The organism is Leclercia sp. UBA5076, assembly GCF_002416465.1.
Lineage (GTDB): Bacteria > Pseudomonadota > Gammaproteobacteria > Enterobacterales > Enterobacteriaceae > Enterobacter.
In genome coordinates this window covers 55,570-71,876 of the sequence record NZ_DIAO01000010.1, presented here as the reverse complement: position 1 = coordinate 71,876, position 16,307 = coordinate 55,570, and the positions used below count along the sequence as shown (strand labels likewise).

Genomic DNA, 16,307 nt, shown 5'->3' with positions numbered 1-16,307 from the left:
GCCTTACCCGGCCTACGGGTCACCCTGTCGATTGTTCAGCAATATCGTGCACTGCCATGTGCATTTCCCGATGACTTAACAGCCATCTAGCGATCGTGTGGTCTATATCGATCGTTACGCAGAGTGCGGTTTTAACGACGGTAAGACGCGAGAAAGGCCAGGGGAGGGGGAACTGCTTTGAAGAGGTTAAGCCTTCCACAACGCCTGTGTGCCACAAATAAGACGTCAGAATGGTTCAACGCTGCTGACGTACTGATAGATGCCCGGAAGCGTTGACAGTAAAGCTGGAAGAGAAAGGGCCGTTGTTAAATTCTGTTTTGCCAAAAGCAAAAACCCGCCTTTTGGGCGGGTTCTTTAAATAGTGGTGCCCGGACCCGGACTAACGCCGGAGGCGTTGAACAGCGTGCTTGCCGCGCTGGCCCCGAAGGGGTGAGCCGCTTGCGGCGAATAATCGAACATCGTTCGATGAAGAGTCCGGCTCTCAGAAAGCAAAAACCCGCCTTTTGGGCGGGTTCTTTAAATAGTGGTGCCCGGACTCGGAATCGAACCAAGGACACGGGGATTTTCAATCCCCTGCTCTACCGACTGAGCTATCCGGGCAACGGGGCGCATTAAACCCGATCTGCCCTCTGTCGTCAACGAAATTTGTTGGTTTCGCTACTGACCGCACACTCTGTCGCCACTTTGCTGCATTATCAGGCAAAAAACGCTGTCCACAGGGCAGAGAGCGGCATGGCGATTGCCAGCGCAGGCAGCATATTCACCACTGCAAACATCTTGATACCGCAGATCCGCAGCCCCGTCGCCAGCAGCAGCAGGCCGCCCACGGCGGTAAAGTCAGCCATCATCGCCGGAGTGGTTAGCGGTAGCAGCAGCGTGGCGCAGGTTGCAAGCACGAGCTGGATAAGCAGCATGGGCACAGAGATCGCGGCGACGGCAATCCCCAGCGTGGTTGCAAAGATTGTGGCGGTAAAGAAATCGAGAAAGGCTTTGGCGATGAGGATACTGGGATCGCCGGTCATCCCTTCCTGCATTGAGCCAAATATCCCCGTGCCGCTGGCGCAGAAGAGAATAATGATGGCGACGTAGTTCTGGATAAATGCGTCGTGGCCACCGCCTTTCTGTTTACCCCGTGAGAGTAAATTTTTCGCTTTGCCGACGGCGCTATTAATACCCTTTTCCAGATAACAAAACTCGCCAATCAGCGCCCCAAGCAGGGTCGCCAGCACCATTACCGGCAGGTTGGCGCATTTGATGACCAGCAAAATGCCAATGCCTAACGACGCCAGACCGAAGATTGAGGGCATGGAGGAGCGGATACGCTCCGGTAATCGCTGGCTGAGCATGGCACCCAGTACACCACCGAGCAGCACGGCTCCGGCATTAATAAATGGTCCAATAACCACTATGAACTCCTGTTATTTACTCATTGATATTGCATTATTATTACTCTTTTCAGTGAGTAACCGCCAAAAGTAATGCTATTTTTTGCATAATGATTCCTCCTTGCGCCTCCTGGCGAAAGGTGACATTATTGCGCGAATTTTCTCCTCTCAGATACGGGGCCGCCCATGAACAGACTTTCTCTCGCTGTACGAATGGCTGGCCGCATCCACACCGCTTATTCTAAGCTCACCATGCGGTGAGGGTAACGCAGGCTCACTGCAGGACAGCAGTAAAACCAGACGCGCTCTGTTTTTACTGATGTCTGGCGGTCGGAGCTGAACTCCGGTCAGACACATTCGTTGGGCAGGGGGACTCCCTGTCCGGGGCTTTTTCTCGCCTTGCACGGGTATTTGCGCTTATGAAATCAATGAAAATTGCCGTCAGCCGTGAGCTGGCCTCCGCCTTATCCACGCACCGGGAAGTGGTGACGCTGGATAACACCGATTTTACGGATGTGGCGGCAGTCGTCATTACCGTCGCTGAAAGCCACAGCGGCATCCTCGCATTACTGAAACGCACCGGTTTTCATTTACCTGTTTATCTGTTCTCACCAGAGCCGGTAGACGCGCCTGCGGGTGTCGATGCGGTAATCGACGGTAAGGCACAGGAGTGGCTTGAGCTGGAAGCGGCGGCCTGTCGCTATGAAGAGAATCTGTTGCCGCCGTTTTTCGACACCCTTAGTCAGTATGTAGCAATGGATAACAGCACCTTTGCCTGTCCGGGGCACCAGCACGGCGCATTCTTTAAGAAGCATCCCGCCGGCCGCCAGTTTTTCGATTTCTTTGGCGAGAATCTCTTTCGTGCCGATATGTGCAACGCCGACGTCAAGCTCGGCGATCTGCTGATCCATGAAGGGTCTGCCAAACATGCGCAAAAGTTTGCGGCAAAAGTATTCAATGCCGACAAAACCTATTTCGTTCTTAATGGCACCTCAGCCGCCAACAAGGTGGTGACTAACGCGCTGCTGACCCGTGGCGATCTGGTGCTGTTTGACCGCAATAACCATAAGTCCAACCATCATGGGGCGCTGATCCAGGCGGGTGCCACGCCGGTTTACCTCGAAGCGGCGCGCAACCCCTTTGGCTTTATTGGCGGCATCGACGATCGCTGTTTTGACGAGGCGTACCTGCGGGAGTTGATCCGTGATGTTGCTCCGGAGAAAGCTCTGGAAGCCCGTCCGTTCCGCCTGGCGGTGATCCAGCTCGGCACCTATGACGGCACCATCTATAACGCCCGTCAGGTGATCGATAAAATCGGCCAGCTGTGCGACTACATCCTCTTCGACTCGGCGTGGGTAGGCTACGAGCAGTTTATCCCGATGATGGCCGACAGCTCGCCGCTGCTGCTGGAGCTAAACGAGAACGATCCGGGGATCTTTGTCACTCAGTCGGTGCACAAACAGCAGGCCGGGTTCTCCCAGACCTCGCAGATCCACAAAAAGGATAACCATATCCGCGGTCAGGCGCGTTTCTGCCCGCATAAGCGCCTGAATAATGCCTTTATGCTGCATGCGTCCACCAGCCCGTTCTATCCGCTGTTTGCGGCCCTTGACGTGAACGCCAAAATCCACGAAGGGGAGAGCGGGCGTCGGCTGTGGGCCGAATGCGTTGAGATGGGCATCGAAGCGCGCAAGGCGATTATCGCCAACTGTAAAATGATTAAGCCGTTTATCCCGCCGGTGGTGGCCGGGCGTCCGTGGCAGGATCATCCTACCCATGCGATTGCCAGCGAGCTGCGTTTCTTCAGCTTTGAACCGGGGGCGAAATGGCACGGCTTTGAGGGGTATGCCGAAGAGCAGTACTTTGTCGACCCGTGCAAGCTGCTGCTGACCACGCCGGGCATCGATGCTGAAAGCGGGGAGTACACCGGCTTTGGCATCCCGGCGACCATTCTGGCGCACTACTTGCGCGAGAAAGGCATTGTCCCGGAGAAGTGCGATCTCAACTCCATTCTCTTCCTGCTGACCCCGGCGGAGAGCGCCGAGAAGATGGCGCAACTGGTGGCGATGCTGGGCCAGTTTGAGCAGCACATTGAAGATGACACCCCGCTGGCGGATGTCCTGCCGACCATCTGGAACAAATATCCGGTCCGCTACCGCGACTACACGCTGCGTCAGCTTTGCCAGGAGATGCACGATCTGTATGTCAGCTTTGACGTGAAGGATCTGCAAAAGGCGATGTTCCGCAAAGAGAGCCTGCCCACCGTGGCGATGAACCCGCAGGATGCTAACCAGGCCTTTATTCGCGGTGACGTCGAGCTGGTGCGCATCAGCGAAGCCGAAGGGCGTATCGCGGCGGAAGGGGCGTTGCCATACCCGCCAGGGGTGCTGTGTGTGGTGCCGGGCGAACTGTGGGGTGGAGCGGTGCAGCGTTACTTCCTGGCGCTGGAAGAGGGCGTCAACCTGTTACCCGGTTTTTCTCCGGAACTGCAGGGCGTTTACAGCGAAAAGGATGCGGACGGGATCAAGCGTTTGTACGGGTATGTTCTGAAGTAAAAAAAATCCCCCTCCGCAGGGAGGGGGATTTCACAGATTAATGTGCGACGGTCTGCACACCTGTTGGGGTACGAACATGTTTGTACTTGAACAGCACCATGAACGCGAAGGCCAGTACCAGCGAGTAGCCTGCAAAGATCAGCCATACCGGCTGCCAGTCGGTAATACCGTTGGTGGTATACATCTCCACAACCTTACCGCTCACCACGCCGCCGAGAATACAGCCGAAGCCGTTGGTCATCATCAGGAACATGCCCTGGGCGCTGGCGCGAATTTCCGGACGTACCTCTTTCTCCACAAAGACGGAACCGGAGATGTTGAAGAAGTCGAAGGCGCAGCCGTAGACAATCATCGACAGCACCAGCAGCACGGTACCGAAGGCTGACGGGTCGCCGTAGGCGAACAGGCCGAAGCGCAGCATCCACGCGAAAATACTGATCATCATGACGTTCTTGATACCGTAGCGGCTCAGGAAGAACGGGATGGTCAGAATGAACAGCGTTTCGGAGATCTGCGAAATGGACATCATCACCGACGCATGTTCAACGATAAAGCTCCCGGAGAACAGCGGGTCGTTATCAAAGCTGTGCAGGAAGGTGTTGCCGAACATGTTAGTGATCTGCAGCTCTGCGCCCAGCAGCATGGAGAAGATGAAGAAGATCGCCATGCGTTTGTTTTTAAACAGCGCGAACGCGTCCAGGCCAAGCATGGAGCTCCAGCTCTGGTTTGTCTGCTGGTTAGAGACCGGAATGTGCGGCAGGGTCAGGGTGAACAGCACCAGCACGATAGAGAGCGCCGCGCCGATATAGAGCTGCATATGGCTCAGCTCAAAGCCGGAGAAGCTCACCGCCCACATCGCCATAATAAAGCCGATGGTGCCCCAGATACGGATCGGCGGGAAGTCGGTCACGATGTCCAGACCCGCCGTTTTCAGGCGATAGTAGGAGATGGTGTTCACAAGCCCAAGCGTTGGCATATAGGCCAGCGAGTTAAGCAGGATCACCACAAACATCGCCCCCGGCGTGGTTACCCCCGCGGCCATAAACAGCGTGGCCGCCCCCACCAGGTGGCAGAAGGCGTAAAGCCATTTCGCGCTGATCCATTTGTCCGCCACGATCCCGAGCAGGGTCGGCATAAATACCGCGGCAATGCCCAGCGAGCTATAGACCGCGCCGATGGAAGCACCATCGAATTTCAGGGTGACAAACATGTAGGAGCCGAGCGTGGTTAGCCAGCTCCCCCACAGACAGAACTGCAGAAACGACAAGATTTTAAGCTGCAGCTTAAGGTTCATGTTACTTTCCTCACAAAGAGAGCGGGCTGTATGTTGGTGTAGAAACATTTGGGTTTTGGATTTGATGCAATTCTATCAGCGAGTGGCGTGATGTTTTGTTACCTCCCGCAAAAAAATGCAATCAACATTAATTTGCAGTTTGGATTGTGATGCAAATAACAATTTCCTATGGGTAAGGCGGGCGGGGATCGATGGACTCTTTACCCTCCCCGCGCAGGAGAGGGTAAAAAAGTCACACTACTTTCTACGATAGCTCTTCTGAGCCGTATTGACCTTGTAGAGGTAGCGGCGGGATTCTGCGGAAGGGTGACGGCTGGTGAGGGTCTGGTATACATCCCCCGGTGACATACTGTTGATAATGTTTGCCGCCTGGATTTTATCGCTGGAGAAGACGCGCAGCACGCTGCCTGCGCCGCCGTTGTAGGCGGTGATCACCGCGTAGCGGCGAGAGGTCGGGTTATCGATGCCGCTCAGGTAGACGTTGTTCAGCATCGCCAGGTAGGCGGTACCGGTGTCGATATTGCTGGCAGGATCAAACAGGTAACTGCGGCTTGGCATACCCGATCTTCCCTGCGAGCGGAACACATCTTTCCCGGCGCTGTGCTGCACAACCTGCATCAGGCCCAGCGCGTCGGAACGGCTCACCGCGTAGGGGTTGAACGAGGATTCGGTCTGCATAATCGCCAGGATCAGCGACTCATCGACACCATATTTACGCGACGCCTGGCGTACCATCCCGACATATTTATGTGCACGTTTATCGAGGTGGTTTGGCACCAGGTTAATGGTCACGCTGTAGATAACGCGCAGGCCATTGCTGCGGCTTTTCAGGCGCGTCTGCAACAGGTAGTTAGCAAAATTATTAGCACGGCCTTCCCAGCGAATGGACTGGCCGGTTTGATCCACCACCTGGCCATAGAGGAACGGCTCTTTGGAGATGGTGATGTCGTCAGCATCGGAGTAGAGGTCGATAGAGCCCGGATCGTCACCCATCAGCAAGGTTTTCACGATCGCCTCGCGCAAACGCGCCGCAGGATCGGTTCCGGCGATGGTCTCGACGGTAATAGTACCTTCGTCAAAGTTGATGTGGCTGCGGGTCTGGTAAGCGTCGGTATACTTAACGTAGTCCTTTGGTCCTGCGATCAGAACCTCGTTAAATCCCCAGATATTTTCGATGTTATGGGCGAATTGCCCCATCAGAATGTCAAAACCGTTGGTGTCCTTTACCCAGGCTTCGTTATAGCTATCGCCTTTCTTACTGGAGGAACACGAAACAAGTAACGGTGCAACAAGAGCAAGCGCTAAAAATTTTTTCATCATTCCAGGAGTGCGTGTTGTGTTGGTTCTGGGGCTCTTTTCGCCGGGGGCGCTACGCTTACCCGGCCTACAAACCGTAGACCAGGCAAGGCGGCACGATATTATTTTTCTGGTGGCGTATAGCCTTCGATGTGAACGTCTTTGCCTTCAAACAGGAAATTGACCATCTCCTCTTCAAGCTGTTTGCGGTGTTCAACGTTCATCATGTTGAGCTTGCGCTCGTTAATCAGCATGGTTTGCTTGTGTTGCCACTGCGCCCACGCCTCTTTCGAAATTTCGTTATAGATGCGCTTACCCAGATCGCCCGGATAGAGCTGGAAGTCCTGGCCTTCTGCTTCACGCTGCAGGAAGGTGCAAAAAATTGTTCTGGCCATACTGATTCCTCTTTGTCGCCCGGAGCTAAACCGTTGCTCCGACACGTAATTGCTGTAACAGGCGCTCTACGGGAGCCGCGAGCCCCACTGACGGCGGTTGCGCTAAGTTATACCAGAGAGCGGTGCCTTCATCCATGCACGCCGTGAATGAGGACACGGGAAGCCACATTGGAACAATATCCAGATGGAAGTGGCTGAAGGTATGGCGAAACGCGGTGAGCTGCACAAGAGTATCGGCAGGGATGCCGCGTTGCGCCAGCCAGTCGCGAAGATGCTCTTCATCCTCAAACTGCGGGAAGCAGAAGAGACCGCCCCATAAACCGCTTGGCGGACGCTGGGCGAGCCAGACGGTCTCCTCGTGCTGCATCAGCAGAAAATAGCCGGTACGCTCTGGTAAGGTCTGCTTCGGCTTTTTACCGGGATAGTGCGCCCACGACTGGTTAGCATAGGCCACGCAGAGATTATTCAGCGGGCACAGTTCGCATTTCGGTTTCGAGCGGGTGCAGACCATTGCCCCTAAATCCATCATCGCCTGGTTAAAGCGTTCAACACCCTGAGCGGGAGTGACCGCTTCACTGATCTCCCAGAGGCGTTTCTCCACCTCTTTCTTGCCCGGCCAGCCACCGACGGCGTAGCAGCGCGCCAGCACGCGTTTAACGTTGCCGTCGAGAATCGGGAAATGTTTGCCCAGCGAGAGGGAAAGGATGGCCCCGGCGGTGGAGCGCCCCACGCCCGGCAGGGCGGCCACTTCATCGAAGGTTTCCGGGAAGGTGCCACCGTGCAGCGAAACCACCTGCTGGGCGGCTTTATGCAGGTTGCGGGCGCGGGCGTAATAGCCGAGCCCGGTCCACAGATGCAGCACTTCATCCAGCGGTGCGTTAGCCAGATCGGTCACCGTTGGAAAACGCGCCATAAAGCGCTCAAAGTAAGGGATAACCGTCGCGACCTGCGTTTGTTGCAACATCACCTCTGAGAGCCATACTTTGTACGGTGTTTTTTCAATTTGCCAGGGCAGGGTTTTACGCCCGTATTTGTCATACCAGTCCAGCACCTGGGCTGAAAATTGAGAGGCTTGCATGGTCTTCGCTTTGCGGTATCAGGGAGGCAGATTGCAGCACAGAGGCATGCGACTGTAAACCGGATCTTTCCCATGCTTGCATCCGGTCATTAACTTTGGATAATGCCCGTTTCCCGAACATTCTCACAAGCAGACTACTCTTTTATGAAAAACGACGTCATATCACCGGAATTTGATGAAAACGGTCGCCCGCTGCGCCGTATTCGCAGCTTTGTCCGCCGTCAGGGGCGCCTGACCAAAGGGCAGCAGCACGCGCTGGATAACTACTGGCCGGTGATGGGCGTTGAGTTCACCGAACAGCCGCTCGACTTTGTGGCGCTGTTTGGCCGCGACGCGCCAATTACACTTGAGATCGGTTTTGGCATGGGCGCTTCGCTGGTGACCATGGCAAAAGCGCGCCCGGAGCAGAACTTCCTCGGCATTGAAGTGCACTCCCCGGGCGTCGGTGCGTGTCTGGCGACCGCCCACGAAGAGGGCGTCGAGAACCTGCGCGTGATGTGTCACGACGCGGTAGAAGTGCTGCACAAGATGATCCCTGACAATTCTCTGAGCATGGTTCAGCTCTTTTTCCCTGACCCGTGGCACAAAGCACGTCATAATAAACGCCGTATCGTTCAGGCGCCGTTTGCTGAGCTTCTCAGAAGCAAACTGAAGCTGGGTGGTGTTTTCCATATGGCAACCGACTGGGAACAGTATGCGGAACATATGCTGGAGGTGATGTCGGCGCTGGACGGGTATAAAAACCAGTCTGCGAGCAATGACTATGTACCGCGTCCTGAATCGCGTCCGGTAACCAAATTTGAACAGCGTGGCCATCGTCTTGGTCACGGCGTATGGGACTTAATGTTCGAGAGGGTAAAATAATGGCAAAGAACCGTAGCCGTCGTCTGCGTAAGAAAATGCACATCGAGGAGTTCCAGGAGGTGGGTTTTTCGGTTGCATGGCGTTTCCCGGAAGGCACCAGCGTAGAAAAAATTGATGAAGATGTCGACGCTTTCATCAATGAAGTCATCGAGCCGAACAAGCTGGCGTTTGACGGCAGCGGCTACCTGGCGTGGGAAGGTTTGATCTGCAAACAAGAGATCGGCAAGTGTAGCGAAGAAGATCAGGCCATTGTGCGTAAGTGGCTGGAAGACCACAAATTCGAAGAGGTGCGCATCAGCGAACTTTTCGACATTTGGTGGGACTAATAGAGCATCAGGGGCCAGCAATTGCTGGCCCATTTTGTATGAGGGAGAATATATGATGCGCAAAACGCTGCTCGCCGCGGCCTTAATGACCACGGCACTCACCGCTCACGCAGAGTACAAATGTGAAGTCACGCCGCGTGACGATGTGATCCTGAGTCCCCAAACCGTGCAGGTAAAAGGTGAGAACGGCAATCTGGTGATCACCCCGGATGGCAACGTCATGTTTAACGGCAAGCAGTACACGCTGAGCGCAGCCCAACGTGAACAGGCAAAAGATTACCAGGCCGATCTGCGCAGCGCGCTGCCGTGGATCGACGAAGGCGCACAGACCCGCGTGGAAAAAGGCCGTGTCGCGCTGGATAAGATCATCGCGAAAGAGGTAGGTGAGAGCAGCAACATGCGCTCGCGGCTCACCAAACTGGACGCGCAGTTAAAAGAGCAGATGAACCGCATTATTGAGCATCGCACCGATGGCCTGACGTTCCACTATAAAGCGATCGATCAGGTACGTGCCGACGGTCAGCAGCTGGTGAACCAGGCGATGGGCGGCATTCTGCAGGACAGCATTAACGAAATGGGCGCCAAAGCGGTACTGAAAGGCGGCGGCAACCCGCTGCAGGGCGTACTGGGTAGCCTGGGCGGCCTGCAAACCGCCATTCAGAACGAGTGGAAAAACCAGGAAGCGGATTTCCAGAGCTTTGGCAAAGATGTGTGTAAGCGTGTTGTCTCGCTGGAAGAGAGCCGAAAGGCGCTGGTGGGGACGTTGAAGTAGTTTAGTGCGTTCTGGGCCCCTCACCTTAACCCTCTCCCTTTCAGGATGAGGGTCGGGGCGAGGGGAGACGTCTCTATGGTCCGCTCACGGCGAAGCTGTTTCGCATAAGAACCAGTAAGTTCCCTCCCCGCACTCTGCCCGCTTTTCCCTTAACCAGCAGAGGGGGAGGCAAAACCCTGAAGCCTGCTTCAGGACGCTTCGGCGAGGAATAGCTCAAGAAGGGAGTTTAAGAACAGTTTGCCATGCTCGGTTATCTGCCAGTAATCAGCGCATTCGATCAGATACCCCTGCGCCAGCGCTTCGTCAATCTGCGGACGAATGACCGACTCCGGCAACCCGGTATACAACGTAAACTCCTTGCGCGGTGCGGGTTCAAGCAGGCGGAAGCGGTTCATAAAGAACTCAAACGGCTTATCGTCGGCTTCAACATCATGGCTGCGCTCAAGATAGCGTCCTTCCATATAGCCACGCGGATGGCGCGTTTTAGCCGTGCGCAGAATCCGTCCGTCCGGGAAGGTCACTTTGCCGTGGGCGCCACAGCCAATGCCCAGGTAGTCGCCAAAACGCCAGTAATTCAGGTTGTGCTGACACTGGTAGCCAGGCTTCGCGTAGGCCGAGGTTTCGTACTGCTGATACCCGGCGGCGGTCAAAAGCTTGTGGCCCTGCTCGAAAATATCCCACAGCGCGTCATCATCAGGCAGTACCGGCGGGCGTGAACCAAACAGCGTGTTTGGCTCAATGGTCAGCTGATACCAGGAGAGGTGCGGCGGGTTCAGCTCAATGGCCTGACGCAGATCGTCCAGCGCTTCCTCCAGGGATTGATCCGGCAGGCCGTGCATCAGGTCGAGGTTAAAGCTGCGCAATCCCAGCCCGGTCGCCAGGTGAGCGGCACGTTTCGCCTCATCCGGGCCATGAATGCGCCCCAGACGCGTTAACTTCGGCGCGCTAAAGCTCTGCACGCCAATAGAGATACGGTTCACCCCGGCGCGCTGATACTCCACAAAACGGTCGGCCTCAACGGTACCTGGGTTGGCCTCCATGGTAATCTCTGCATCCGCTGCCAGATTAAGGCGCGCTCGCACGCCATCCAGCAGCGTTTGCATCGCCGGCCCTGAGAGCAGGCTCGGCGTACCGCCACCGATAAAAATGGTCTTTACTTCACGTCCCTGCGCGTAAGGTCCGTCGGCGTCCAGATCGGCAAGCAGATGCTGAACGTAATCGTCATGGGGCACTTCGCCTTTTAGCGCATGCGAGTTGAAATCGCAGTACGGGCATTTCTGCACGCACCACGGGATGTGAATATAAAGACTCAATGGTGGCAAATTAGCCATTACGTAATGCTTCCAGTAACAGTTTCAGGGCGCGTCCACGATGGGAAATCGCGCTTTTTTCTTCGCGGGTCAGTTCCGCAGCGGTTTTGCCCTCGCTCGGGACAAAGAAGATCGGATCGTAGCCAAAGCCGCCATTGCCTGCCGCCTCGCGGGCTATCACGCCCGGCCAGCTGCCGTGGCAGACCAGCGGCGTTGGGTCTTCAGCGTGACGCATGTAGACCAGCACGCAGTGGAACTGCGCCTTGCGCTGCTCATCCGGCACATCCTTGAGCGTTTCCAGCAGCTTTTCGAGATTCTGCTGATCGCTGGCATCGACGCCAGAATAGCGGGCGGAGTAAATTCCTGGCGCGCCGCCAAGGGCATCTACCGCCAGGCCAGAGTCATCGGCAATGGCCGGTAAGCCGGTGACCTGTGCAGCATGGCGCGCCTTCAGAATGGCGTTTTCAATAAAGGTCAGGCCGGTCTCTTCTGCAGAGTCCACCCCCAGTTCGGTCTGGGCAACCACATCCAGACCAAAATCATTTAACAGCGAGGCCAGCTCGCGCACTTTACCGGCGTTACCGGTAGCGAGAACAACTTTTTGCATCTGTTAATCCTGTTGTATCAGTGCCGCGACTTCCGTCGGGATTTGTTGCGGATGAAGAATTTTGACCTGCTTGTGACGGCCCAGTTCACCTTTCTCGATCAGCACCTGGCTTTTCGCAACGCGAAACTGCTTCGCCAGATACTTCACCAGATGGGCATTGGCCTGGCCGTCCACAGGAGGGGCAGTGATGGCGACTTTTACTTCGTCGCCATGCAGCCCGATAATCGTATCGCGACTGGCTTTCGGCTGAATATACAGCCATAAAACCAGCCCATCGGCGCAGGTGCTGACAGCACTCATAACGCCATCCACAGCCCCGGCAGTAGCATATTGCCTGTGGACTGCAGCAGTTCAGCGATACCCATATTGATCACGTACAGCAGCAGTACGAGGATCATTGGAGAGAAGTCGATCCCGCCCATGGCCGGCAGCAGATTACGAATCGGGCGCAGCAGCGGGTCTGCAAGCTGAATCAGGACATACTCCACCGGGCTACGGCCCTGGCTTACCCAGCTCATGATCGCCATCAGCAGCAGAACCCAGAAAATCAGCAGGCCGATCGTTTTTATCAGGATCAAGACCGCCGCGATCCAGATGATCGGCTGGAAGGTGATGACCATAAACAGCACGATCGCTTTCACCACGCACAGGATCAGCGCAACCAGCAGGGAGGCGCTGTCAATCGGGCCCATTGGCGGGATCACCCGGCGCAGCGGTCCGACAATCGGTTGGGTCACTTTCACGACAAACTGTGAGAAGGGGTTGTAAAAATCACAACGGGCCCACTGCATCCAGACGCGTAACAAAAGCACCATCGTATACAGTTCAATGACCGTTGAGAGCAGGAAGGTCAACGTCTTCATGGCGTTCCTCAGGTTTCCTTATTATTGGGTGTAATCGCGCGCGCCGAAAATTGCTGTCCCGATGCGCACCATGGTGCTGCCAGCCGCAATCGCGGCGGCCATATCGTCCGTCATGCCCAGTGAAAGCGTGTCGACCGTTGGGTAGCGCGTTTTAAGCGCCTCAAATGCTACAGCCATTTGCCGGGCTACGGCAAACTGCCTGTCGTAATCTGTTTCAGGGGCCGGGATCGCCATTAACCCGCGCAGGCGAAGGCCGGGCAGAGCGGCAACCTGTTTCGCCAGCAGATCCAGGGCATCCAGCGCAATGCCGGATTTACTGTTCTCATCGCTAATGTTGATTTGGATCAGCACGTTAAGCGGCGGCATCTCTGCCGGGCGCTGCTCGCTCAGACGGGTGGCGATGCGCAGACGATCAACGGTATGACACCAGTCGAAATGCTCCGCCACCAGCCGGCTTTTGTTCGACTGTAGTGGTCCGATAAAGTGCCACTGCAGATCCGCGGTGCCCTTTTCCCGGAAATGGCGGATTTTTTCCACCCCTTCCTGCACGTAGTTTTCACCGAACATGCGCTGGCCTGCATCAATGGCTTCTGCGATAGCGTTCGCAGGCTTGGTTTTACTGACTGCAAGCAACGTAACTTCTTCTGAAGCACGGCCGCAACCTGTTGCCGCGGCTGAGATTTTGTCCCTGACCTGTGCCAGGTTATGCGCAATGTCGTTCATTTTCCGGGGATCATTAAATGGATATGGAAGAAATTGTGGCCCTTAGTGTAAAGCATAATGTGTCGGATCTACACCTGTGCAGTAACGCACCACCTCGCTGGCGGCGGCGAGGGAAAATGGAATTTGCTCCCTTTCCGGGGCCGGAGGTCGCGATGCTGCTGAAAAGCTGGCTTAGCGACGAGCAGCAGGGGGCATGGTGCGCCCAAGGGCAGGTGGATTTTGCCGTTACGCTTGCGAGCAGGCAGCGGCTGCGGGCCAGCGCCTTTGCGCATATGCAGGGGTGTTCTCTGGTGCTCCGCCTGCTTCCAGACGCGTGCCCGCAGTTGCGCACCCTGGGAGCGCCGCGGGCGATACCCGAACTGCTGGCAAATGATAACGGTTTGATACTGGTGACCGGGGCGACAGGCAGCGGTAAATCCACCACCCTTGCGGCAATGGTCGATTTTCTCAATCACCATAGCGACGGGCATATCCTGACGCTCGAAGATCCGGTGGAATTTATCCATCAAAGCAAGCGTTGCCTGGTTCAGCAGCGGGAGATTGGCCTGCATTGCCTCTCCTTTGCCGACGCGCTGCGGGCAGCCTTACGTGAAGATCCTGATGTGATCCTGCTGGGCGAACTGCGTGACAGCGAGACGATACGTCTTGCGCTTACCGCCGCAGAGACCGGGCATCTGGTGCTGGCGACGCTCCACACCCGGGGCGCCGCCCAGGCAGTGGAGAGGCTGGTGGATGCCTTCCCCGCGCAGGAAAAAGAGCCGGTACGGAAACAGCTGGCAGGCAGCCTGCGCGCCGTGCTGGCGCAAAAACTCGAAAGGGATAATCAGCAGGGGCGCGTCGCGCTGTTCGAATTACTGGTTAATACCCCTGCGGCAGCCAATTTAATCCGCGAAGGAAAAACCTGGCAACTGCCCGGCGTGATCCAGACCGGGCAGCAGGCTGGCATGCAAAACTTCGAGCAGAGCCTGGCTGAGCGCAGGGCGCAGGGGCGATTGTCATGAGCCTGTGCCAGCAGAGAATGCCTCTCATGGCCTTGTTTCCTGCGGTACGGGCGCTAAAATCGAGTTCTGATTGCACTGATTGAAAGCGGCTATGTCATCACAACCGAACCAAAGTCTTATCGACGGCATTCGCTGTCTGCAATATCTGGTTTCCAGCGACCGTGCTATCGGTTGCCGTGAACTCGCACGACTGATGGGGATCAACACCACTCGGGTGAACCGTTTGCTGATGACCATGGCCTCTATTGGCCTGACCATGCAGGACGAGCATCGTCGCTACCTGCCTGGTCCCGGCATTCATGCCCTGGCGGCGCAGTCCATCCGTGGCTCGGAGCTTTTCTCCCGCGCCTTGCCCCGGCTGGAGCGCCATGCGCCACGCGATATCGTGGTGGCCCTGGGCGTGCTGTGGGAGGATCAGGTCATCTATATCTGGCACGCCGTTCCCGGCAGCCAGGCCAGCCAGGCGCTGGCCGGATTCCATATGCTCCCTGCCTGGCAATCGGTGATTGGCATGTCGCTACTGGCGAGCGAACCGGATGACGCGCTAATCCCACGCTTTACGCCAGAGCAGTGGCAAAACCTCGCCCCGCATGTGGCCCAGCAGCGCGAGCAGGGACGTGTGATCTGGCATCATGACGACGGTGAAGTGTCGATGGCGGTGCCCGTAGGGGCGCACCATGCCGCGCTGGCCTTTGCCGGCATGTGGAATATTGACGATGAGAGCGTCCGCTCCCGTCTTGATGAGCTGACCGCGCTCAACGCTACGCTGCTGGCGGACCGGGAATGAATTGCCCGGATTGCCGGGCAAAGGGAAGGGGATCAGTAACCCTGCTCGAAGAAACTTTCGAGAATAATCACCGCAGAAGCGGAATCGACGCTGCCTTTGTTTAGCGCGCGAAAACCGCCATGCTCGAACAGACCGGCGCGGGCTTCAACCGTGCTTAACCGTTCGTCATGCAGCTTAATCGCCACGCCAAAACGGCCATGAATTTTATTGGCAAAATTGCGCGCCCGGGCAGTTAGTGGCTGTTCTGTGCCATCCATATTCAACGGTAAACCGACGATGACCTCGTCCGGCTGCCACTCTTTCAACAGTCGTTCGATCAGGTTCCAGTCCGGGATGCCATTTTGCGCTTTCAGCGCCGTCAGCGGGCGGGCGGTGCCGGTGATGCGCTGGCCGATCGCCACGCCGATACTTTTAGTGCCGAAATCAAAGGCGAGAAGCGTGCCGCTCATCAGGCATGCCCCGCGACGCCAGGCATGGTCTGGATATCAATGCCAATCAGTTTTGCCGCATCCCGCCAGCGATCGGCGATGGGGGTTTTAAACAGAATGTTCAGATCTGCCGGGGCAGTGAGCCAGGCATTATCCAGGATCTCCTGCTCAAGTTGGCCTTTTTCCCATGAGGCGTAACCGAGCGCCACAAGCACATCCGCCGGCTGGCTGGTGGTGCCCAGCGTCTCCAGCACGTCACGGGAGGTGGTCACAACGGTATTGTCAGAGATGCGGATGCTGGAGGAGAAACCGGGCGGCGTATGCAAAATAAAGCCGCGATCTTCTGCCAGCGGGCCACCCAGCATCACCGGTTTGTCGAGACGAATTTCAGGAACACGTTCGTCCTGGGAAATTTTCAATTTTTCCAGAATGCCTTCAACAGTCAGATTTTCCAGCGGTTTATTGATGATAATCCCCATCGCACCCTCTTCGCTGTACTCGCAGATATACACGACGGAACGGCGGAAAATCGGATCCTGGAGAGCAGGCATGGCAATCAGAAAGTGATGCTGTAAATTCATTGTCAGAGGTTCAGTTTCCTGGTTTAAAAAGCGACAGTACCC

At 56.2% G+C, this 16,307-nt stretch carries 18 protein-coding genes and 1 tRNA gene; 6 read left to right on the top strand and 13 right to left on the bottom strand.

Annotation, left to right across the window (positions count from 1 at the left end):
* Positions 1-524 precede the first annotated feature (524 nt).
* Both B3X29_RS10470 and B3X29_RS10465 read right to left on the bottom strand, forming a co-directional pair.
* A tRNA-Phe gene (locus tag B3X29_RS10470) sits at positions 525-600 on the bottom strand.
* Positions 601-695: 95 nt separating this feature from the next.
* Complete coding sequence (locus B3X29_RS10465; RefSeq protein ID WP_103176940.1) at positions 696-1,406, bottom strand: DUF554 domain-containing protein; 711 nt, start codon at positions 1,404-1,406, stop codon at positions 696-698.
* A gap of 398 nt (positions 1,407-1,804) precedes the next feature.
* Between B3X29_RS10465 and B3X29_RS10460 the strand changes: the two genes are divergently transcribed.
* Complete coding sequence (locus B3X29_RS10460; RefSeq protein ID WP_159339854.1) at positions 1,805-3,940, top strand: ornithine decarboxylase; 2,136 nt, start codon at positions 1,805-1,807, stop codon at positions 3,938-3,940.
* Positions 3,941-3,977: 37 nt separating this feature from the next.
* On the opposite strand, the gene B3X29_RS10455 is transcribed toward B3X29_RS10460, so the two are convergent.
* From B3X29_RS10455 to mutY, 4 genes are all read right to left on the bottom strand, one after another.
* Positions 3,978-5,234, bottom strand: a complete 1,257-nt coding sequence (locus B3X29_RS10455) for a nucleoside permease (protein ID WP_156655214.1) — start codon at positions 5,232-5,234, stop codon at positions 3,978-3,980.
* Between the two features lie 237 nt (positions 5,235-5,471).
* Complete coding sequence (mltC, locus tag B3X29_RS10450) at positions 5,472-6,551, bottom strand: membrane-bound lytic murein transglycosylase MltC (protein ID WP_103176937.1); 1,080 nt, start codon at positions 6,549-6,551, stop codon at positions 5,472-5,474.
* A gap of 101 nt (positions 6,552-6,652) precedes the next feature.
* Positions 6,653-6,925: an oxidative damage protection protein gene (locus B3X29_RS10445; protein WP_103176936.1), complete on the bottom strand. Its 273-nt coding sequence runs from the start codon at positions 6,923-6,925 to the stop codon at positions 6,653-6,655.
* A gap of 25 nt (positions 6,926-6,950) precedes the next feature.
* Positions 6,951-8,003 (bottom strand): A/G-specific adenine glycosylase, encoded by a 1,053-nt coding sequence (mutY, locus tag B3X29_RS10440; RefSeq protein WP_103176935.1) that lies wholly within the window; start codon positions 8,001-8,003, stop codon positions 6,951-6,953.
* 144 nt (positions 8,004-8,147) lie between these two features.
* Here mutY and trmB point away from each other — a divergent pair, with 144 nt between their 5' ends.
* The 3 genes from trmB to B3X29_RS10425 are packed head-to-tail and all read left to right on the top strand — an operon-like array spanning position 8,148 to position 9,965.
* Positions 8,148-8,867: a tRNA (guanosine(46)-N7)-methyltransferase TrmB gene (gene trmB / locus B3X29_RS10435; protein ID WP_103176934.1), complete on the top strand. Its 720-nt coding sequence runs from the start codon at positions 8,148-8,150 to the stop codon at positions 8,865-8,867.
* Positions 8,867-9,193: a YggL family protein gene (locus B3X29_RS10430; protein ID WP_103176933.1), complete on the top strand. Its 327-nt coding sequence runs from the start codon at positions 8,867-8,869 to the stop codon at positions 9,191-9,193. Before trmB ends, B3X29_RS10430 begins: the two co-directional genes overlap by 1 nt.
* Positions 9,194-9,245: 52 nt before the next feature.
* On the top strand, positions 9,246-9,965 hold the full coding sequence (locus B3X29_RS10425) for a DUF2884 domain-containing protein (protein WP_103176932.1): 720 nt from the start codon (positions 9,246-9,248) through the stop codon (positions 9,963-9,965).
* A 188-nt stretch (positions 9,966-10,153) separates the two neighbouring features.
* Here the strand turns inward: B3X29_RS10425 and hemW are convergent, their stop codons facing one another.
* Genes hemW through B3X29_RS10400 form a run of 5 tightly spaced genes read right to left on the bottom strand, consistent with a single transcriptional unit; the run spans position 10,154 to position 13,468 of the window.
* Positions 10,154-11,296 carry a radical SAM family heme chaperone HemW gene (gene hemW / locus B3X29_RS10420; protein WP_159339853.1) on the bottom strand — a complete coding sequence of 381 codons (1,143 nt, stop codon included), beginning with the start codon at positions 11,294-11,296 and terminating at the stop codon, positions 10,154-10,156.
* On the bottom strand, positions 11,289-11,882 hold the full coding sequence (locus tag B3X29_RS10415; RefSeq protein ID WP_103176930.1) for an XTP/dITP diphosphatase: 594 nt from the start codon (positions 11,880-11,882) through the stop codon (positions 11,289-11,291). Before B3X29_RS10415 ends, hemW begins: the two co-directional genes overlap by 8 nt.
* A gap of 3 nt (positions 11,883-11,885) precedes the next feature.
* Entirely contained in the window at positions 11,886-12,182 is a 297-nt protein-coding gene (gene yggU, locus B3X29_RS10410; RefSeq protein ID WP_103176929.1) for a DUF167 family protein YggU, read from the bottom strand.
* Positions 12,179-12,745 (bottom strand): YggT family protein, encoded by a 567-nt coding sequence (locus B3X29_RS10405; RefSeq protein WP_103176928.1) that lies wholly within the window; start codon positions 12,743-12,745, stop codon positions 12,179-12,181. Before B3X29_RS10405 ends, yggU begins: the two co-directional genes overlap by 4 nt.
* Positions 12,746-12,766: 21 nt before the next feature.
* Positions 12,767-13,468, bottom strand: a complete 702-nt coding sequence (locus B3X29_RS10400) for a YggS family pyridoxal phosphate-dependent enzyme (RefSeq protein WP_159339852.1) — start codon at positions 13,466-13,468, stop codon at positions 12,767-12,769.
* A 17-nt stretch (positions 13,469-13,485) separates the two neighbouring features.
* Here B3X29_RS10400 and B3X29_RS10395 point away from each other — a divergent pair, with 17 nt between their 5' ends.
* The gene (locus B3X29_RS10395) at positions 13,486-14,469 is read left to right on the top strand and encodes a type IV pilus twitching motility protein PilT (RefSeq protein WP_159339851.1); all 984 of its coding nucleotides are present in this window, start codon (positions 13,486-13,488) and stop codon (positions 14,467-14,469) included.
* A gap of 91 nt (positions 14,470-14,560) precedes the next feature.
* Positions 14,561-15,256: a transcriptional regulator gene (locus B3X29_RS10390; RefSeq protein ID WP_103176925.1), complete on the top strand. Its 696-nt coding sequence runs from the start codon at positions 14,561-14,563 to the stop codon at positions 15,254-15,256.
* 32 nt (positions 15,257-15,288) lie between these two features.
* Here B3X29_RS10390 and ruvX read toward each other — a convergent pair whose 3' ends face one another.
* Both ruvX and B3X29_RS10380 read right to left on the bottom strand, forming a co-directional pair.
* On the bottom strand, positions 15,289-15,705 hold the full coding sequence (gene ruvX, locus B3X29_RS10385) for a Holliday junction resolvase RuvX (protein ID WP_103176924.1): 417 nt from the start codon (positions 15,703-15,705) through the stop codon (positions 15,289-15,291).
* Positions 15,705-16,265 (bottom strand): YqgE/AlgH family protein, encoded by a 561-nt coding sequence (locus tag B3X29_RS10380; protein WP_103176923.1) that lies wholly within the window; start codon positions 16,263-16,265, stop codon positions 15,705-15,707. Before B3X29_RS10380 ends, ruvX begins: the two co-directional genes overlap by 1 nt.
* Positions 16,266-16,307 lie beyond the last annotated feature (42 nt).